This window comes from Faecalibacterium butyricigenerans, from assembly GCF_020687345.1.
GTDB lineage: Bacteria > Bacillota > Clostridia > Oscillospirales > Ruminococcaceae > Faecalibacterium > Faecalibacterium butyricigenerans.
On sequence record NZ_JAJEQL010000013.1, the window covers coordinates 1 to 18,896 of the forward strand.

The 18,896-nt window shown below is 46.0% G+C and carries 25 protein-coding genes and 2 pseudogenes; 4 read left to right on the forward strand and 23 right to left on the reverse strand.

All coding sequences use genetic code 11. The annotated features are described in order from the left end of the window. Window positions 1-316 precede the first annotated feature (316 nt). Window positions 317-1,123, forward strand: coding sequence for a helix-turn-helix domain-containing protein (locus tag LKD23_RS06655; protein WP_227621031.1), 807 nt, complete (start codon window positions 317-319; stop codon window positions 1,121-1,123). A gap of 61 nt (window positions 1,124-1,184) precedes the next feature. Here the strand turns inward: LKD23_RS06655 and LKD23_RS06660 are convergent, their stop codons facing one another. From LKD23_RS06660 to LKD23_RS06705, 10 genes and pseudogenes are all read right to left on the reverse strand, one after another. Further along, entirely contained in the window at window positions 1,185-2,147 is a 963-nt protein-coding gene (locus LKD23_RS06660) for a DUF3658 domain-containing protein (protein WP_227620985.1), read from the reverse strand. A 29-nt stretch (window positions 2,148-2,176) separates the two neighbouring features. Then, window positions 2,177-2,554 carry a TnpV protein gene (locus LKD23_RS06665; protein ID WP_005335912.1) on the reverse strand — a complete coding sequence of 126 codons (378 nt, stop codon included), beginning with the start codon at window positions 2,552-2,554 and terminating at the stop codon, window positions 2,177-2,179. Beyond that, on the reverse strand, window positions 2,514-2,876 hold the full coding sequence (locus LKD23_RS06670) for a helix-turn-helix domain-containing protein (RefSeq protein ID WP_005335920.1): 363 nt from the start codon (window positions 2,874-2,876) through the stop codon (window positions 2,514-2,516). Before LKD23_RS06670 ends, LKD23_RS06665 begins: the two co-directional genes overlap by 41 nt. Before the next feature lie 71 nt (window positions 2,877-2,947). After that, window positions 2,948-3,100: pseudogene (locus LKD23_RS06675) on the reverse strand (Maff2 family mobile element protein); the annotation flags it as partial. A gap of 244 nt (window positions 3,101-3,344) precedes the next feature. Beyond that, a pseudogene (locus LKD23_RS06680) lies at window positions 3,345-4,178 on the reverse strand (VirD4-like conjugal transfer protein, CD1115 family); the annotation flags it as partial. 85 nt (window positions 4,179-4,263) lie between these two features. Then, window positions 4,264-4,629 carry a hypothetical protein gene (locus LKD23_RS06685; protein ID WP_055214749.1) on the reverse strand — a complete coding sequence of 122 codons (366 nt, stop codon included), beginning with the start codon at window positions 4,627-4,629 and terminating at the stop codon, window positions 4,264-4,266. A 77-nt stretch (window positions 4,630-4,706) separates the two neighbouring features. Continuing rightward, window positions 4,707-4,880, reverse strand: coding sequence for a transposon-encoded TnpW family protein (locus tag LKD23_RS06690; protein ID WP_005924807.1), 174 nt, complete (start codon window positions 4,878-4,880; stop codon window positions 4,707-4,709). 64 nt (window positions 4,881-4,944) lie between these two features. Then, on the reverse strand, window positions 4,945-5,808 hold the full coding sequence (locus LKD23_RS06695; protein WP_055214747.1) for an ATP-binding protein: 864 nt from the start codon (window positions 5,806-5,808) through the stop codon (window positions 4,945-4,947). Then, window positions 5,805-6,554: a phage replisome organizer N-terminal domain-containing protein gene (locus tag LKD23_RS06700; protein WP_055214745.1), complete on the reverse strand. Its 750-nt coding sequence runs from the start codon at window positions 6,552-6,554 to the stop codon at window positions 5,805-5,807. The genes LKD23_RS06695 and LKD23_RS06700 overlap by 4 nt, the downstream gene beginning before the upstream one ends. A 113-nt stretch (window positions 6,555-6,667) precedes the next feature. Continuing rightward, window positions 6,668-7,066 (reverse strand): cysteine-rich VLP domain-containing protein, encoded by a 399-nt coding sequence (locus tag LKD23_RS06705; RefSeq protein WP_082414011.1) that lies wholly within the window; start codon window positions 7,064-7,066, stop codon window positions 6,668-6,670. Between the two features lie 126 nt (window positions 7,067-7,192). Between LKD23_RS06705 and LKD23_RS06710 the strand changes: the two genes are divergently transcribed. Together LKD23_RS06710 and LKD23_RS06715 are read left to right on the forward strand one after the other, a co-directional pair. After that, complete coding sequence (locus LKD23_RS06710) at window positions 7,193-7,471, forward strand: type II toxin-antitoxin system RelB/DinJ family antitoxin (RefSeq protein WP_005924829.1); 279 nt, start codon at window positions 7,193-7,195, stop codon at window positions 7,469-7,471. Further along, complete coding sequence (locus LKD23_RS06715) at window positions 7,468-7,758, forward strand: type II toxin-antitoxin system YafQ family toxin (RefSeq protein ID WP_002596328.1); 291 nt, start codon at window positions 7,468-7,470, stop codon at window positions 7,756-7,758. Before LKD23_RS06710 ends, LKD23_RS06715 begins: the two co-directional genes overlap by 4 nt. A gap of 77 nt (window positions 7,759-7,835) precedes the next feature. On the opposite strand, the gene mobQ is transcribed toward LKD23_RS06715, so the two are convergent. The 11 genes from mobQ to LKD23_RS06770 form a co-directional block, all read right to left on the reverse strand. Then, window positions 7,836-9,281: a MobQ family relaxase gene (mobQ, locus tag LKD23_RS06720; RefSeq protein WP_227620986.1), complete on the reverse strand. Its 1,446-nt coding sequence runs from the start codon at window positions 9,279-9,281 to the stop codon at window positions 7,836-7,838. Between the two features lie 187 nt (window positions 9,282-9,468). Next, entirely contained in the window at window positions 9,469-9,819 is a 351-nt protein-coding gene (locus LKD23_RS06725) for a DUF3847 domain-containing protein (RefSeq protein WP_431834225.1), read from the reverse strand. After that, window positions 9,788-10,249: an RNA polymerase sigma factor gene (locus LKD23_RS06730; RefSeq protein WP_009296689.1), complete on the reverse strand. Its 462-nt coding sequence runs from the start codon at window positions 10,247-10,249 to the stop codon at window positions 9,788-9,790. Before LKD23_RS06730 ends, LKD23_RS06725 begins: the two co-directional genes overlap by 32 nt. A gap of 10 nt (window positions 10,250-10,259) precedes the next feature. Next, window positions 10,260-10,712 carry a hypothetical protein gene (locus LKD23_RS06735; RefSeq protein ID WP_055214735.1) on the reverse strand — a complete coding sequence of 151 codons (453 nt, stop codon included), beginning with the start codon at window positions 10,710-10,712 and terminating at the stop codon, window positions 10,260-10,262. Window positions 10,713-10,815: 103 nt separating this feature from the next. Beyond that, the gene (locus LKD23_RS06740) at window positions 10,816-11,229 is read right to left on the reverse strand and encodes an RNA polymerase sigma factor (RefSeq protein ID WP_055214733.1); all 414 of its coding nucleotides are present in this window, start codon (window positions 11,227-11,229) and stop codon (window positions 10,816-10,818) included. A gap of 841 nt (window positions 11,230-12,070) precedes the next feature. Further along, window positions 12,071-12,445, reverse strand: coding sequence for a hypothetical protein (locus tag LKD23_RS06745; RefSeq protein WP_055214731.1), 375 nt, complete (start codon window positions 12,443-12,445; stop codon window positions 12,071-12,073). Between the two features lie 54 nt (window positions 12,446-12,499). Continuing rightward, complete coding sequence (locus LKD23_RS06750; RefSeq protein ID WP_055214729.1) at window positions 12,500-15,016, reverse strand: ABC transporter permease; 2,517 nt, start codon at window positions 15,014-15,016, stop codon at window positions 12,500-12,502. Beyond that, window positions 15,016-15,696: an ABC transporter ATP-binding protein gene (locus LKD23_RS06755; protein ID WP_055214727.1), complete on the reverse strand. Its 681-nt coding sequence runs from the start codon at window positions 15,694-15,696 to the stop codon at window positions 15,016-15,018. The genes LKD23_RS06750 and LKD23_RS06755 overlap by 1 nt, the downstream gene beginning before the upstream one ends. A 116-nt stretch (window positions 15,697-15,812) precedes the next feature. Then, a complete protein-coding gene (locus tag LKD23_RS06760; protein WP_055214725.1) occupies window positions 15,813-16,820 on the reverse strand; it encodes a sensor histidine kinase in 1,008 nt (335 codons plus the stop codon). A 1-nt stretch (window position 16,821) separates the two neighbouring features. Continuing rightward, a complete protein-coding gene (locus LKD23_RS06765; protein ID WP_055214723.1) occupies window positions 16,822-17,493 on the reverse strand; it encodes a response regulator transcription factor in 672 nt (223 codons plus the stop codon). Further along, window positions 17,471-17,674, reverse strand: a complete 204-nt coding sequence (locus LKD23_RS06770) for a helix-turn-helix domain-containing protein (RefSeq protein WP_055214721.1) — start codon at window positions 17,672-17,674, stop codon at window positions 17,471-17,473. Before LKD23_RS06770 ends, LKD23_RS06765 begins: the two co-directional genes overlap by 23 nt. 144 nt (window positions 17,675-17,818) lie before the next feature. Here LKD23_RS06770 and LKD23_RS06775 point away from each other — a divergent pair, with 144 nt between their 5' ends. Next, the gene (locus tag LKD23_RS06775) at window positions 17,819-18,187 is read left to right on the forward strand and encodes a helix-turn-helix transcriptional regulator (protein ID WP_055214719.1); all 369 of its coding nucleotides are present in this window, start codon (window positions 17,819-17,821) and stop codon (window positions 18,185-18,187) included. A 27-nt stretch (window positions 18,188-18,214) separates the two neighbouring features. Here LKD23_RS06775 and LKD23_RS06780 read toward each other — a convergent pair whose 3' ends face one another. Together LKD23_RS06780 and LKD23_RS06785 are read right to left on the reverse strand one after the other, a co-directional pair. Then, window positions 18,215-18,514 (reverse strand): hypothetical protein, encoded by a 300-nt coding sequence (locus tag LKD23_RS06780; RefSeq protein WP_227620987.1) that lies wholly within the window; start codon window positions 18,512-18,514, stop codon window positions 18,215-18,217. Between the two features lie 16 nt (window positions 18,515-18,530). Then, a complete protein-coding gene (locus tag LKD23_RS06785; RefSeq protein ID WP_055214714.1) occupies window positions 18,531-18,884 on the reverse strand; it encodes a TnpV protein in 354 nt (117 codons plus the stop codon). Window positions 18,885-18,896: the final 12 nt, after the last annotated feature.

Below are 18,896 nucleotides of genomic sequence, written 5' to 3' on the forward strand. Positions count from 1 at the left end.
CGGTGTCGTTCCTCCCCTGAATCTCACAGCGGCGTATCGCTCCCTTTGGTACGCTCGTTTCGGTCAGGGTTCCTCCATATCCCTGCCAAAAGTCATGGCGCTACATCGCCGGGGAAGCATATCCCACACAGGCTGGTCATTCGATTGGAATAATCCATCGATGAACTACCTGTATCATAGAACATTTTTGTGCCCTGTGCCGTATATCCACAAAGTAGGAATCAGGGGGAAAATCAGAAATTTCCACGATTGCGGAAAGTGTGATATAATCCAGTTAAACGGCAGAAATAAAACCACCGGAAAGGAGCGTGCGCCCATGAAAGTTGCAACAAGCATACAGGAACGCCTTTGGGAACTCCGCAAAGACAAAGGCTTAAATCTGGAAGAACTATCAAAGCTGACGGGCATTTCTAAATCAGCCCTTGGCAGTTATGAAAAAGAGGATTATAAGGAAATCAATCATGGCAACCTTATCACGCTGGCAGACTTCTATGGGGTTTCCGTCGATTATCTGCTGTGCCGGACAGAGAACAGGGAGCAGATCAACACGCCACTGACGGAGCTGCATTTGAACGATGAGATGGTGGCACTGCTGAAAAGCGGTCGGATTAACAACCGTCTGCTCTGCGAACTTGTCACCCATAAGGACTTTATCAAGTTTCTTGCGGACATTGAGATTTATGTGGACGGGATTGCCACCATGCAAATCCAAAATCTCAACTCCCTTGTTGATACCGTCCGGCATGAAATTATTGAACGGTATCGCCCCGGCGAAGATGACCCGCATTTGAAGGTGCTGCAAGCCGCACATATCAGTGATGATGAGTATTTCAGTCACATGGTTCTGGATGACCTCAACCTGATTATCCGGGATATTCGGGAATTCCACAAAAAGGACAGCGAGAGTGCGCCCCAAACTACCGTTGCCGATGAACTGAAAGAAAATCTGGAAGCGGTCGAAAATTTCAAGGGCAGTCGAGATGAAAAACTGGTTATCCTTTACTGCAAGCAGCTTGGTATCAACTATAAAAACCTGTCAGAAGAAGAATTTCGCTGGTTCATTCGTATTCTCAAAAAATCAAAGAAAATGGGAACGCCTATCAGCCAGAGGAAAAAACGGTAAAGGAAAACCGCTGTTGCATGGTTTGTTGGATTCCATGTAGCAGCGGTTTGTGCTGTGGTTATTATTTCATTCGTTTTCTTAATATTCGGCGATAATTTGTTTCTCCCTTTGGTGCGTCCTGTATAATTTCCAACACACCATCTTCAAGCATTTTATCAATGCGATTGGAAATCCATACATCACTAATTCCAAGTTGATATTTTCCTAAAACATTACCTATGACAATAGCCATTTTGAATTGCTCTGGCTGTTCCGCAATTTCACGAAGAATGAAACTATCATATATATCTTCTGAAACGCTTTGCAATTTACCATTTAACATTGCACGCAAAGGTGCATTTTCATTTTGAAGTTGATTCCATTTCATAGTACAAGCTGAAAGAAATACAGGATTAGCTTTCTCTTGTAGAGTTATATAGTTTCCCCATTCGCCAGGAGACACCTCGCCCCATGCTATTTTGGATGTCATAGTATTTTCTTTTCCATATTCCCATGTAGGTAACTTAACCAAATAAATTGTTGTCTGGCAGTTTAATGGTTGAAGTTGTTTCATAAGCCAATACATACCACAAAGCTCATCTGGATTATAGCTATACCAAATGCGAATTTCTTCCCCAGCTACATATCGTTCAATCACTGAGGTCAATGTAGTTTTAATTTTCTGTATTTTTTCTTCAACCTGATAATCTAAATCCTCTACAAAGCAGACAGACAGCATTTTCTTGAAAATATTTTTCCGCTGTTCGCCAATTCCATTATCAGAAATATCTCCCACACTAAGAACCATATCAAAACAATAAACATCACTGCTCTTGCCTCCCAATGGAATAGCATTCTCCCAAGCAATGCGTTCTTGTTCCTGTGCTTGAAGCTGTGCCTTTTTCATTTCATCTGAAGATGGAACACTCCCTTCTTCGTGCCTCATAAATATTGAAACAGCACTTCCTCTATACTTTCCCTTGCCGTAAGTTTGGGCAATTTTCAAACTTCCACAGGCACTTTCACCAAATACAATTTCAATCATCTTATATACCTCCGATTTAATTGCTCCCGTTATGAATAAATCATCTCATACAAAACAATTTCTTCTGCCCTGTTGTGAATGTTATTGCAACGCTGCACCCATTCCATTTGTCGGGTACACTTCAATTCCTCTGTCACGCCCTCGGTAGCTTTCATCTGCTCCATGATAGTGTCTAACCGTTTTTGTGCCTGTTCATTCAGGTCTGCAAGATATGTCAACAATTCTCCGGTCAGTATCAATGTATTCAATCTGGCTGGGTGGACTTCTCTTAAATATTCCCGGTGCATTCGTCCGTACTTTCCGATAGGGCGGTGTTCCTCCGGCAGTTTCAAGCCTGGAATGTAGTAATCTCCGACAAGGATATAATCAATTCCGTTTTCCGTTATTCTTGGTTTCAATTCGCTCATGTTCCTTACCTCCTGTGGAAGCAGGCTCGTCTGGTACTAACTCAATCACATCAGTAATCTCACAATTCAGAGTTTCACAGATACGGGCTAATGTATCCATGCTGATGTGCTTTCCCTCTTTGCTCATGTTGGCAATCATATTTGTTGTCATACCAGCAGCAAGCCTTAAATCCTCTTTTCTCATATCACGCTCTAACAGTGTGTGCCAGAGTGGTTTATAGCTGATGTGCATATTGTTTTCCTGCCTTTCTATCCATACCACCGGGGCGGTTGCCCCGGCAGGAACTTTTCTCTTATTATAACACCAATCTTGTGAAATCACAATTTATTCTTGTAGCCTGCCGCTGATACCGTCTGGATTGTGCATTCCCTTTCTTTTTGTTCCCTTTAATTAGCCATGAACTGCTTCATGCCCTGGGACTTTGCACCCGGATTGTCGTTGCCATATCCTTCCATCAGATTGACAACACCCCAAACGCCAAGACCTGCGCCAATAGCCACAACGAGAGTCTGCAGAACGGTAATAGACTGATTAAAGAATTCCATATATTATTTTCGCCAGACCGCAGATTTGATGAATATTTGCGATTCCAAAAGGAACGCGGGCTGGCACATCTCCGGTGCTGCCCGCTTCCTGCGATTCTGGCTTCTCCTTTCATTTTCAATAAAGTCGGCCTTTTGGAATCACATGATAGATGGTGGTTATTTCGTGTCGGTCATACGGATCACCTGTTCAGGGTCTGCCCGAACGGGTGGACGGGTGTATCGCTTGCTGCTGATATGTACCTCCTTATCCTTGTGCCTGTTCGGTCACATCCACTTCATAAAGGTCAAATTCTTCCGTGGTGAGCAGCCGCAGTTCGTGTTTCAGATAGCGTTCTACATCAAACTCGTTTTTCTTGTCGAAATCCGAAAGTTCCTTGTACCGCTTATGTTTGGTAATATCAAACTTATCGCTCAGGAATGGTCTGACACCTCGCAGTTGCAGGATGCACTTGCTGCCGTCCATGACTGCAAGCTCATCCCGGCTCATCAGTTCTTTTCCGGTCTTTTGGTAGTTCGTACCAAAAGAGGGGCTGTTGCCACGGGTATCCGATGTGTTGTAAAGGTCGATGGTTTCCTTGCCCAGCGTTTCGGAAATTTCCTTGAGGGTGGAGCTTTCCTTGCCGCCAAGGAACAGCATCGTGTCGCAGTTGCCAATGATGGTTTCTGCGGCATCCTTGTAAATGGTCTTTAGCTGGCTTTGCGATTGGAGAATAATCGAAGCAGAAATCTCACGGCTGCGGATGGTAGCGATCAGCTTATCGAACTTTGGAATCTGGCCGATGTTTGCAAACTCGTCCAAGAGCAGCCGCACATGGTACGGAAGTCTGCCGCCGTGTTCATCGTCCGCCTTATCACAAAGCAAATTGAATAGCTGTGTGTACAGGATCGACACCACAAAATTGAAGGTATCATCTGTATCGGAGATAATAACGAACATTGCCGTGCGCTGATCTCCCAGCATATCCAGCTCCATCTCGTCGTATGCCATCAGGTCACGCAGTTCCTTAATGTCAAATGGAGCCAGTCTCGCACCGCAGGAAATCAGAATGGACTTCGCCGTTTTACCAGAGACAAATTGTCAAGGACTTTTTAATCAAATTCACAAAAATCCACAAAAAAGGTGTCAGAAGCACCGTATGGCTCCTGACACCTCGTTTGATAGATTACATTTTTCCGTTCAGCAGGTCTTTGCAGAGATACGCATAGTCTGGCAGCTGGTTGATATATGGCTCCCAGCGCCGCTTGATTTCGGCTAATTCCAGCGGGTCGGCTGCTTCCGGTGCATGATCGTTGCCCGTCATATACAAAACATCCATAGCAACATCATCCAAACACTTGAAGCAGAGATCGGCGGCTGATTCTATCCTGATGCCAGTATCCACATAAAGTGGATTTACGCCAATCGCCAGCCAGACATAGCCTACCTTGTCCGACCAGAGCAGTTCAAAATCAGGGCTTTGCCGCAGATGTTCCGCAAAGACCTCCTTTACTCGTTCAATTTCATGCTTCTCTTTTTCTGTGTAAAGCATTTTCGTGTCCTCCTTGACAAAAATTCTGGTGCGTACCATCATCAGTTTAGCACAAGGCGGCTTCGTTTATCAGTCTGTCACATCTGCTGAATTTCATTTTTGAGCATACGCTTGATTTTATCGCTCATGGTTTCTGTGCTGGTATTGCTGAAATGGACATGAACCTTGTAGGTTGTCTTACCGATTTTCTTTACCATCGCTGGCGTGTTTTCCGGCGCTCTGGACGCAGTAGCGGCGTCTGCCACCTGCATAGTACGGGGTTCTCTGTTCATGGCGCTCCTTTCTCCGAACGGGTCTGTGCCGCCCGGTAAAAAATCAGTCTTGCTTACTGTTTACAATGTCTTTTGCTGTCTGTCGGGTAGCACTGGCATTTTCTTCCCGGAAATTCTTCCCGTCAAAAAGAATCGGCGCACACCGTTCCAGAATACGGTCATAGATGCGGGCGTGGGCCAGATCAGGCGGGTTTTTCAACTCGGACAGTTTCAAGTTTGTTGTGATAATCATGGGTCTGCAGCTGCGGTAGCGGCTGTCAATGACAAAAAACATCTGCTCCATCGCATACTCGGTACTGCGCTCCACACCCAAATCGTCAATGATAAGCAGGTCGTACTCGTCAAAGCTGGCGATAAAGTCGGCCTTGTCCTCGGAAAACATCCCGGTCAGGCGGTTCAGAATGGTGGGGAAGTTCGTCATCAGCACAGGCACATCCTGGTCAAGTAAAGCATTGGCAATACATCCGGCGAAAAAGGACTTGCCGGTTCCCACATCCCCGAACAGCAGCAGGCCGGTGTTGTTCCTGTATGCCTCCTTCCAGTTCTCCACATAGGCGCGGGCCTTGTCCATCAGGGGATTTTGGCCGTTGTCGTTGGCAAAGGTGTAGTCGTACAGATAGCGGTCTTGCAGGCCCTGGGCCTTTCGGCGTTTGATACGCTCCATGCGGCGCTGCCGTTCTTCAGCAGCCTTGCGCTGCTCCTCAGCCTCCCGCTGGCACTGGCAGATGCAGCGCGGCATAAAGTAGCCGGATTTCCCGAAGCATGGCACAACAGTCTGCCTCTGGCCGCCGCATTTCTTACAGTGGATGAGACCGTCTGACAGGTCTATATACTCGTCCTCAGCCAGTTCCACACCGGCGGCTGCCTTGTCAATCAGCGCCCGGATTTCTGCGGTAATCTCAATCATACGGTTTCATCCTCCTTTACGCTGTAATCCCGGTTGCGAGAGGGCGGGGCTGCTTTCTTCGCGTCCTCACCGGCCCAGCGCCGGATGGTGGCGGCATGGCTCTGATACCGCTTGCCGGTAGAAGCCATGTACTCGGACAGTTTTTCGATGTACTGTTCCCATACAGCAGGAAAGCTGGCCTGCAAGTCTGCCAGTTCTTCATCCGTCAGGAAAACATTCTGGTAACGGCCATAGGTGTGGGAAGGGTGCCCCGTTTCAGGGCGTACCTTCTCTATCTCTCTCTTTATCTCTATCTCTTTCTCTAACTTTATCTCTATCTCTGGTGGACGAATGTCGGACAAATGTCCGCCACTTGTCCGGAGCGCAGAAAGCGCCTTATTTTGGAGCCTCGCAGCCCGCTTTCGCTCAGCCTCGGTAGAGGACTGGCCGATTAAAAGTTCGATGTTGCTCATGTAGAATGTGCCGCTATCCAGCACCTCCACAAGACCCAGCTTCAAAAAGATCTGCAAGGCTCTCTCCACAGTGCCGATCTGCTGGCGGGTAATGGTGGCGATCATCTGCGCCGTGTAAGGAATGTCCTCGTCAAGTTGAAGCCGTCCGCCATGTTTCAGCGATTTCAGATACAGCTTGAGTAGAATGTTGGAATACAGCACACCATCCTGCATACTTTCCAGCAGCACGATGGAATCATCGTCAAAATAGTTTTCTTTGAGTTTCAGGTAATAATATTTTCGGTTGTCTGACATAGGGTTCCTCCTTGGGGTTTCTCTTGGGATTCTGTACGCATTTTAAGGCCGTTTTAGGGGTCAGAGGATAAATCTATCAGCCTGCCTTTGACACCCTCGAAAAAAGCCTTGATTTACAAGGGGTTTTCAGCCCCTAAAGCGTGACATTTCTCCCGTTGTTTCCGCTTGCGCTTTGCGGCATTGATTCGCTTCATGCGAGTGGAACATTCCGGGCAGTATTTGGCCCGGTTGGAACCGGGGGTAAACAGCGCCCTACATACGGCGCACTTTTTCGCATTCAGCCGGTGGAACAGCGCCGTTTCCAGTTCCTTATCCTGCGGCAATACCGCCGTCCGAAACCACCTACACAACAGGGAATAGGAAATGGACTGGACACAGACACATTCCTCCCCATCGTCCAGGGCGATACAGTTTCCGTCGATGTAGTTACAGCACTCATGCACCAGCCTCCGCACTCTGCGGTACTGGCGGTAATCCATGACGGGGATAGGTTCAGACTTATTGTTCTTCATAAATGATTTCTTTCATAAAGCCGGTAACCTCCTTAAATGAATTTATTATTAAATATTCGTGCAAAGTATTGTTTTCTTCGTGCAAATGGCATATACTATAATTGCCAGCAGAAAGGGGTTGATCGTATGGCTGGAAATACCACGAACATCAGTATCCGCATGGACGCAGATTTGAAAGCACAGGCGGACGCACTGTTTACTGAACTTGGCATGAACCTGACTACGGCGTTTAACATCTTTGTGCGCCAGTCGCTTCGTGAAGGCGGCATTCCCTTTGAAGTAAGGCTGGAACAGCCGAACAAAGAAACGGTTGCTGCCATGCTGGAAGCGGAAAGGATTGCAAAAGACCCGTCTGTAAAGGGCTACAATGACCTTGACGAGTTATTTGCTGACCTGAAAAGATGAAAGAAACCAAATATACCGTCAAGTACACGACCAGTTTCAAAAAAGACTACAAACGAGCCATCAAGCGTGGCTTGAAGATCGAACTGCTGGAGCAGGTCGTAGCATTGCTGGCAATGGGCGAACCGCTGCCGGATAAGAACCGTGACCATGACCTGTCCGGCGATTGGGCAGGCCATCGAGAATGTCATATTCTCCCGGACTGGCTGCTTGTCTACCGCATAGAGGATGATGTTCTGGTGCTGACGCTGGCCCGCACCGGCACACACAGCGACTTGTTCGGCAAATAAACAGTCTGCCGCCGTATGGGGAAACCTGTACGGCGGTTTTTCTGTGTGCAAAAGTATGTCGTGAAACGCGGTAGCCCTTACCGCTCCGGCTCCCGGTCGTGAGACTTGTCCCGTTCCTGTCTGGACAGCTGCTCGGCGGTTTTGCGGAGCCGTTCCACTGCTTTCAAATCCTCCCGCATGGCTTTCATGGCAAGCGTGTCCGTCTGCTTTCCAGCGGCCAGCTGTTCGATTTCCCGCTGCCATGCCTTCGGGGTGATTGCCTCGCCGCTGTCTTTCAGTTCTTTCAGATACCGGGCCGCTGCGTCATACAGAATCAGTTCCCGGCTGTGGCGCTGTTCAAACTGTTCCCGTTTTTCCGGCTTTATTTTGGCAAGCTGCTTGTGGATGGACTTGTACTGGTTGTACTGTTCCCACATCTCCCCGCGCTCGGTGAGGACAGCGATCCGGCGCTCGGCCTTAACGATTTTTCCCCGCAGGTCATAGTAGCGGGTGTTCATATCTGCTATTTTTTCATGGAGCTGCTGCATGGACTGGATGCCGTTTGCCTGCAAAAAGCTGAACAGGGCGGCGCTCTCCTGCAAAGCTCGGATTTTGCCGGTGCGGGTGCGGGTAGCGTTCAACTGCTGCTGGGCTTCCCACAAGGCGATCAAGTTGCTTTGCTGCGTTTGTGGTTTTTCCGCTTCGTCTTTCGACCAGAGATAAAGACGGGTAATGCGGGCTTTGATTTCTTTCAGCAGCTTGTTGTCGGCGGCGATCTGCCGGTTTACTTCGCCCTTGTCGGTGCGGATACCGCGCTTTTCCATTTGGCTGGCAGCTGGCCCCAGATGGACAGAGGGAATTTTATCAATGCCCTGCCGCTTGTAGCTGCGGTGGTCAATGCGCTCCGGTCTACCGGCAGATTCCAGCGCCCGGTTGGTGTAGGCTGCCCATGCCGCCCGCCAAATCTCCACATTCCCTTTGTCGTTCCAGTCGGTGGTGTCCTCCCGGTGGTTCTTCCAGCCGCCTTTCCCATCCGGGATACGCTGTCCGTTCTCGTCCAGATCGTATGCCTTACGGCACTTTGCGCCCCACTGTCCATTTTCTTTCAGAGGCCGGACGGTCAGCATGATATGAGCATGGGGGTTGCCGGTTCCCTTGTCATGGATGGCAAAGTCGGCGCACATCCCCTTGTCCACAAAGTTGTCCTTCACATAGGACCGGACAAGGGCAAGCTGCTGTTCTATGGACAGTTCGCGGGGCAGAGCTGCCTCAATCTCGCGGGCAAGCTGGCTGTCCCTTGCTTTCTCGATTTGCTCCACGCTGTTCCAGAGGATAGATCGGTCTGCAAATTCCGGCGGGGCGTGGGCAGGCAGCATGATCTCCACATGGACAATGCCGCCTTTCCGGGTGTAATCATGGGTCAGGCCGTCCCATTCATTCGTCAGTTTGGTTCCGCTTCGGTAGGCGGCTGCGGCAACAGCGGAACGGCCCGCGCTGCGCTTGATAATACTGACGGGGATATGACAGAAATCTATGGGGAACACCTCCTTTCAGTGAGGGGATAACAGGCTCTGTGGAGCCGGACAAACGCAAAGCGGGTGTTTGGCTGCGCAGAGCGCACAAGGGGTTTGGGGAGTGTAGCGCCCCATCGCGGACGAAGTACGCAACAGCCCCCGGCAGGGCGCACGACACCGGCAACGGTGTATAAGTGCGCCCTTGTAAACAAGGGACTTACGGCTTGTCCCCGGATTTCGGCAGTTTTGCGGCCAGTTCTGCCGCCCCCGGAAGATGGGACAGGGCAATCAGGAACGCTTTGACCTCCGCGCCGGAAAGGTCGGGAGCCAGCGGGAAAATCCCCTCCAAAACGGCTCCGCGCTCAATCAGGCGGCGGGTGCGAACCCTGCGTTCTTCGTTCCGCTGCTTGTTCTCCAAAATCTTCTTTCGGTTTTTAAGCTGCCGGATCTCATTCAGGACTTTCTCCCGTTCTTCTTTTTGGGGGTGGGCTGTAATTTTTTCGTTCATGTCAGGCACCTCTTTTCTTTGAAAATACTCATAGATTGACCGTCCATTTCTGACGCGCAAAGTACCGGCGCAGCCTCCGCAGTGCGGCATGGATGGATTTTCCCGCCTGTGATGGCGTGATACCCTCCATTGCGGCAATATCTTTCACTTTCATACCCAGCATATAGCGGGCGTGAACACGGCGAGCCTGCATAGGCGGCAGGGAGGAAATGGCTTCATACAATCGCCGTATCAGTTCTTCGTATTCGGCTAATTCTTCTTTTTCTATCAAGTAGTCCTCAGGCGATGGCTGCGCCCAGCCGATTGCAGCATTTTCGATTCCATCGTTACAATCGAGGGAATAAAACGCCTTATACCGGAACATCTTGCGATCTCTGGCGGCCTCGGCTCTCTTGTCCAGAAGAAACGCTTCGACGATCTCATCGGACACCTCCACAAAAATGTCCTCTTTGCAAAATGGATAATATTGTTTGAGATTGATGGTCTGCATAGGCATGCCCTCACTCTGTTTGGAAAAGGTCATCATAGCAGCGGCGCATATTCCGCAGACCTCGACGGATGGCAACGCTGACCTTGCTGCTGTGGATGCCCTCTCTCCGGGAGATTTCCGGCTGCTTGATACCAGCAATGTAGTAGGCGTGAACACGGCGGGCCTGTGTCGGAGTGGCATGAGCCAGAGCCACCGGCAGAGCTGCAATCAGGTATAGGCGGGTGGTCATTTCTTCTCGTTCCAGCAAAATATCTTCCGGCGATCTGCTGTGTTCCAGTGCGTAATTTTCCAGCCAGCTGTATGCGTCCAGAGAGTAGTAGGCGCGGTGGTAGACTTTCCGACGCTCATAGTTCTCCATCTCCCGCTTGGCCTGATACATCGCTGCCCACACCTCGTCCGTAACATCCACAAACTCGTCATGCCGGTAGTAGGGATACATCCACCGCAGATTGATTGTTTTCATAGGCTTACCTCCTGAAAATCGGAGAGGCGGACAGCTCGTCCGCTGTCCGCCCCTCGCTGAGATAAGGGAAATGATCCCTTTCACTTGGTAGCCAGAAAACAGGTCATTCGTTAAGCCTGTTCTCAAAGAAATTTATAAATTTTTTTCTGACCGCCTCCACACTTTGATAAACAGCCACTTTGGAGCAGCCGCACAGCACACCGATCTCTGCAAGGCTCAGCCCGTCAAGCGCATAGAGCAGGAACCGGCGGCGCTGGGCCTCGGTACAGGTGTCCAGAACAGCCATCAGCTCATGCAGCGTTTCCATGCGGCAAAGGTATTCCTCCGGCGTTTCGCTGCAGACCCCTACACCCTCGGTGGTAATGATGTACTCGTCAAACTCCCGGCCATCCCAATGCCGCCGCTGTTCATGGAACAGGTTCTCCGTTTTATGATCGGCCCGGTCAAGAAATTCATAGACTTCCAGCGTGACCTCCACGGCAACAGCTTGTCCGTTATAATTGATGGTAACTTCCATCTACCTTTCCTCCATTCAGATTTTTTGGGTAAATCTGAATAAGGCGGCGGGGAGCGGCACCGAGGATAAAGTTCGGGCCATGTTGACCCGATGTTCCGGCTCCATAGGGACAAAAAAACGCCCGAACGGCATAATGCCATACGAGCGTCATGGAATACTTTTTGTTGTTTACTTACATGGTATAGTACATACTTCTGACCGCATTGCTCCGCTGCTGGGAACAGGCTTTTTTTAGCTGGTGCAGTTCATGTGTACTGTGAAAAAAGGCAAAAATAGACACGGCGGCAATCCTCCTATGTGCCGCCGTGGATTTACACGGTGTTAGGTCGTCGTTGGTTTAGGATAGACGAAAAGAAACGGCGGCTCTGAAAATCAAAGCCGCCGTTTCAAATGGGCGTGTCAAATTGTCTGCTCTACGACGGCTTTTTTCTTTTGCCGTCGTCCGGCAGAGTATTAGAAATATTGTGTTTGTTTTATTTTCTTGTCCATCCCTTTCAAAATGAGCGATGATAAAGTATCACTCACCTGAATAATGGCTCAATCACAAGGTCTTTGCCGAAAGCCAGCGTATAGCATATTTCCAGCTACTTCTTTAGCTCACAATATAACTGTATGAGTGCCTGAGCCTTTGCCAGAAACTTCTCTGTCAAATACAGCTCTCAAATGTATGCGTGTGCGCCTTGCCGAAATACCCACATGTGCTCCGCATGACAAAATTGGGAAGCCAGAATCAGAATAGGCGTTGCCTTGGATTTTCGGATGGTAACTGAAAGCTGGTGAGAGTCCTGCTTTCCGATATGTACTATGATGCTACATACTTAAATTGATTTACGCGCTGTTACTATTTTTGCAACACTAAATATACCTGACCTGCAAAGTAGATTATCAATTGATTTTCATCAACATCAACACAAAACTCCGCACTGATGTCATCCTGTGTTACACAGATAGTATCTGTGTAACTGAAATGATAAGAAGCATTACCATGATATAAACCTGCTTCAGGAATGTCATTGTACAGTATTAGAGTGTCACTGTCTTGAACTGTAATTACATTTTCTGAATTGCTGTTTTTCCATGTGCCGATAATATTTTTTTCGTTTTGAGAAAGTTTAATTTTCTTGGCGCATACTACAACCAGAACAATCAAAATAACAGCCAAAAATAATATCATAAATACTTTCAACTTGCCATGAGTAATATGTTTTTTGTTCATTTCATTTCTTTCCTTTCATTTTACGAGATGTGCCTAATTCCCGATTGTCTTGAACTACATGCTCCCAGTTTTCAATTCTTTCACAATTTCAACCTTTTCAATACTTCGCAAAGAAAACAGCATTGCCGTTACTACTACAAGTGCAACCATAATAACAGCGATTCCGTATGCTCCCCAATTGATATAAAACACAAATGGGGTCATTCCTTTCGAAATCATGGAATACATGACATAATGAATGATTAAGCTGATCGGTATTGCAAATATCAGCGACTTCATGCCATATAATACAGATTCCAAAAGTAACATTTTCTTTAAATCACCAGATGTCATGCCAACAGATCGCAATACTGCAAACTCACTTCTACGGACATCTATGGTATTTGAAATCGTATTGCATACATTTAGTCCAATAATCATTGTCATTAAGACCGTGAAGATGCAAACCATCATTTTGAGAAGCATATATGTCTGGCGGGAATTTTCCGTTGTACTTGCCACATCAACCACTTGAAAAAATCCCGTATCCGCTAAACACTCCGCAACTTCTTCGTGCTGTGCTGTGTTAATGGTAAGTTCAATAGCGGTATCATCATTCAGCAGCCACTGAAAAAAAGACATTGGAACAATCAAGACAGCTCTATCTTGAACAAATTGTGATTGAATACTCGCATTATTTCCATTCACAATATCTTGAACAATGACCGTTTTATTTGTATCGTCGCCGTATTCCAGTTCGATTTTACACCCATTTTCAAGCACAAACGGAGAACCAACTACAACACGATTTGGAGACGTACCATAATTCCCAGTTGCATGATTGAATAGTATTCCGTGATTTGGCTTGCCATCATATCCTGTATAATTCAAATCATTTTCTTTACAAATAGCGCGAAAATGTTCTTCATCAATACCCACAACATATAATTCTGCAAAGTTGCCATTTATAAAGTATCCCGCCATATCTGAATTGATATTTTCTTCCTCAAATGCAGCTGTCATGTATCGGGAAATACGATAGGATATGTCTGCTGAAATACCCTCATCAGAAATTGCTTTCGCAGCAGTTGCTAAATCTTTATACGGAACAGCAGCTTGAACATCTGTATAACTTGAACCATCTTCTTTCATATCCATAGATGTTTGAAAAAGCATAAAATCCGAAAAACTATACAAGGATAACCCAAGAACCACAGCTAAAAAAATAGAAAGCGTTATCGCACGAAAGCGTTTCGGATTCCGATGGATATTTTTTGAAGCCAACGATCCGTAGATTCCAAAAAATATTGACATTAGTTTTCCATGTGTTATCCATTTTTGCTTTACTTGATAAATGTTGGTTTGCTTCAATGTATCGATTACTGTAACTTTTGAAGCGATTTTTCCCGGAGTTTTACAAGCAAAAAACAAAGAACCAATACCTGAAATTGCTCCCAGGAGAAAAGGGAGCCAATAAATATATGTTTTTAGCTCAATCATTCCAAAAGTAAAAGTGTCTTTAAAGGAAATCCGTATCATTGCCAGAACAACAACCGTTAAACCCAAACCAAATAACAGGCCCAATGGAATACCAATTATGCCAAGTAGAAAGGCTTCTATGGTAACGCTGGCTTTCTTCTGTTTACTTGTTGCACCGATACTCGCAAGCATACCAAGCTGCTTAATACGTTCCTGCAGAGAAATCGAAAGGACATTGCTAATCATGGCAGAGCAAGCAGCCATTAGCAATAGAATAACTACAGCAACAGCCGCAATCATCTTTACAGCTCCCTTACCCGCAGTCACACCATGATAAATGAGCAAATCAGAATGGAATGCTGACACAATACCACCAACTGCTTTTGCATTTTCTTCCGCTTCGGCGTATATAGACTTAGAAATATCCTTGCACTTTACAAATGCCGATAAATTAGTTTCATTATTGCTAATTCCGATATAAGCGTTAAAGTCACTGGCTACTTTAGACCCATTCATTTCAGATACAATACCAACAATGGTATATGTCCGCTCCGCAGTATCTGGATGAAAACTTTCCCTATCACCCAGATAATTTACTAATCCATATAACTCTGTGTCGATTTCGTCCCACACTCGCGTACCAAGTAAAAGTTGTATCGTATCCCCAACAGAGAATGTAAGCCCATTATCGTCAATAAAATCTTGCGTTAAGACAATTTCATTTTCATTGAACGGGTAACGGCCTTCCAGTAAATATTGTTCCAGATAAAAATTTTCGACAAATGCATCGTTGATTTCTGCAATGGCAAGCAAATTTTTATTAGATGGTTCTCCGTAAAAACTACTTCCAGCGAAACGTAGCAACGACACATTCTCTATATTCTTTCCTTGCATAAGAGTTTCCGCTTGCTGCTGCGAGGTGAGTTCAATACGATACGCATAATCTCCACCGTATACGGCTTCTTTCTCTTGCAAAAAGCGAAGCATGGACCAGCCGCCACACAAGACAGCAGTCATCATACCTACCGAAAGAATGATCGTGAAAATCGTAAGAAATGCACGCTTTTTGTTTTGTTGCAGTGTCCTTAATGTAAGGGTAAATATTGTTTCCATCAGCGAATCACCTCATCCCTGACAAGCTGACCATCCTGTATTTCCAAAATCCGATCTGCTTGTAAAGCGATTTCCCGGTCATGGGTAATCAGGACAATCGTTTGATGATAGGATTTATTAGAAGCTTTCAAAAGTTGCATGATTTCTTGTGTGTTTTGTGTATCCAGGTTTCCCGTAGGTTCATCAGCTAAGAGAATTGCAGGAGCGTTAATAAGCGCACGACCAATGGACACACGTTGTTGCTGCCCACCTGAAAGCTGACTTGGCAAATGCTTTCTACGCTTTGTTAAGCCAAGTACCTCTAACAATTCTGCTAAACGCTTCTTATTTATTTTTCGCCCATCCAGCCTAATAGGCAGGGTAATATTTTCCTCTACATTCAAGACCGGAATCAAGTTATAGAACTGGTAAATCAGTCCTACTTGGCGTCTGCGAAACACGGCAAGTTGATCTTCCGTTTGTTCATACACACTTTGACCATCTACAATTACTTCGCCTGATGTGGGACGATCAATACCGCCGAGAATATGGAGCAAAGTGGATTTACCAGAGCCAGATGCGCCAATTATTGCAACAAATTCTCCTTTTTGCACTGAAAATGAAATATCGGTCAAGGCATTCACTGTGGTTTCACCTGTGTGGTATGTTTTGCAAACATTTTCAACTCTTAATATTTCCATTGTTGTTTCCTCCTGCTGAAAGTAATTCCGTACAATGATGAAATCATAGCAAATTTAAATAACTCTATTATTACGCTTTCATTACAAAAATGTCACTTTGCAAAAAAGGGATTGCATTATGCAACCCCTCTGTCAAAGAAAATTGTAAATTTTGCCCCACATGGCATTATGTTTTCAGCGATAATCCTTCCGTTCTGCTGCGTGATAATTGCTTTTGCTAAGGCCAAGCCAATCCCTGCCCCGTTTTTGCCGGAGTTCTTACCTCGATAGAAACGCTCAAATAAGTGTGGAATATCTTCCTCCGCTATGCCTGTTCCGCTATCGATAACACACAATTTCACATACATGGCATTTTCTTCAGCGCTGATTTTTACTTGTCCTCCATCGGGAGTAGATTCAATACAATTTTTTACAACATTAGACAAAGCTTCTGCAAGCCACTTGATATCCCCGTATAGTTGAATTTCCTCTATATCTGAAATATCCATTTTAATATTTTTAATATCCAGCATGATATCAAATGGCGCTGTTGCCTGCTGGACTAATTTTTCCACAGGAAAGGACTTATTTTCGAATTTGATTGTCCCTGCATCAAGACGCGACAGCTTTAATAAAACGTCAATCAGCCATTCCATACGTGACAACAGTAATAACTGTTCATGCAATAGTGAAGATTGCTGTTCGAAATCAATACCTTCTTGTGAAAGCGCAGCATTCAATATTTCAAGAGAAGTCAGCGGTGTCTTTAATTGGTGGGAAATATCCGCCAAAGAATCCGCTAAATATTTTTTATCTTTTTGCAGCTGTCCCGATTGCACTAAAAGCCGTAATGTCATTTTTGAAATCTCATTTTCCAGAACAGCTAACTCTCCCTCACCATAATCGTCAAAACGAATACTTTCTTCACCATGTAATAGTCTATCAATATCCTGACTTAAAGAAGAAATCTTCATATAGCGGCGATATGTGAATATAAGGGAAATAGCGGTGATGGCGCAGCCAGTTAAAAATGTAACCCAATAGAACTTCATGCAAAAGAAATAGCTTAAAACACTCCCAATCACCGTCACACCAATACAGAGCATTATTTGCAATCGAACTTCCTTGTTTCGTAAAAAATCCATGTTATTCACCAGCCTTATACCCAAGCCCGCGAACAGTCAAAAGAATTTCCGGCTCTTGTGGATTTGTTTCAATTTTATCTCGCAATCTTTTCATATAGACAGTCAATGTGTTGTCACTAATAAAATCACCTGTAACATCCCAAATCATTTCAAGTAGTTTTTTCCTTGAAAATACAACACCCGGATTCTGCAAAAACACCAACAGCAAACGGTATTCTAATGCCGAAAGGAATAGCTCTGTATTTCCTTTTCGGACAACCGCCTTTTGAACATCAACTGTAATATCTTTACAAGACAGAAATTCACTTTTTCCATTTTTTCTGCGCAACACAGTGTTGATTCTTGCCAATAATTCTCTTGGGCGGAACGGCTTGCAAATATAATCATCTGCACCCAATTCCAGACCGCTAACAACACTAAATTCATCATCATCTGCGGTCAGAAAGATAATGGGAATGTCTTTTTGGCTCTTAATTGCTGAGCAAGTGCTAAAACCATTTCCATCATTCAACGAAATATCTAAAAGGATAATGTCGTATTGTTCCTGAGCTATTTTCTGTAAAGCAGTTTGTTGTCCATTTGCACTGTCAACCAGATAGCCTTCATTTTTCATAAATAAAGTAAGGGAGGACACTATATTGGGGTCATCTTCAACCAGCAGTATTTTTTTCATGCTTATCTCCCTTTCTTCTTTTTGTCCGACCATCAATCGGCTTTTCCGCAGTTTTCGGAATCAGCCAAATCGTCGCCATTTTTACAGCACCGGGGATGCGACCCGCAGTGCAGTAATAGTTTATCCATCGTGGGGTCACGCCCCATTTTTCGGCGGCCTCTTTTAGTGTCATATAATCCATTCTGCACCTCCACAGAGTACATTATAGTTCTCTTTCTCGAACAATGCAACAAATAGAATATGAATTATAAACTTCAACTAACCTTCATATAGCAACATTCCGCGGGCAAAGTATGAATTATACAATGTAACCGGGTGATGTTATATGGCGAAAGTTGAAGATTGTCCCGGTTTTGAAACCTTCGGTGCGGATGTCAAAGCCGCACGAGAGGCAAAGCGTCTGGCACGAAAAACATTGGCAGAAATGGTTGGGATTGAATGGCGGTATCTTGCCAACATTGAGAATCAAGGTGCGATTCCGAGCCTGCCTGTGATGATCCAGTTGATTAAGGTCTGCGGACTTCCCGTAGAGCGATATTTTAACCCGGAGATCATGCGGGAAGAAAGCGCACAGCGGCAGCGGGTCAGCCATAAGCTGAAGCTTTGCCCTGAAGAATACCTGCCGATTATCGAAGGTGCCATAGACGGGGCGCTCAAAATGGAACAGACTGCGAAGCAGAAGGAGGACGCATAATCGCGGCCTCCTTCTGGCGTTTCTATATCAAGTTTCCCGGCACTTTTCCAAAAGTTCCCGGCACCTCTGCTGGATTTCTCCGGTTTCTGTCACAGTCAGATCGCGGTCATTTCCGGTAATCTTATCTTCCAGAAAGTTGGCGTATGTATCCAGCAAGGCGTTTCGCAAATCCTCCGGAGTTTTCTGTATTTCGGCGCTGTACCAGTCATTCCGGTGAGGTTCCCATGCCATCAATGTATAACCGTGGCTGGTCTGCACCACCTCATACGGAGAATCATCATCCAGATATGCCTGAAACACTTCCAGAACCTTTTCAAAGGTCAGCATTTCCCACACCTCCCATTCAGCTGCAAATCAGTTCCATGAGTAAAATTTCCTCAATCTGTGCCGTTAATGTGTTCATCAGTCCCACCCAACGCATAGGGTCACAGGCTTTTAGTTCCTCAGTGACACCCGCAGCCTCCATCATGTGAGGCAACATGGTGTCCATGCGCTCCTGCGCTGTCCGGTCAATCTCTAACAGGTGTGGATACAACTTCTCGCTCATCAGCAGTTGGTTGTAGAGAATGGGGCGATGTTCCTTCAGGTAGGATTTTCGCATCCTGCCGTACTTGCCGATAGAAGTTTCCGGCAGCACAGAAAGTTTTAGGTTGGGTATATCATAATCTCCGCAACGAATGTAAGTCAACTTACTCATATTCATTCTCCT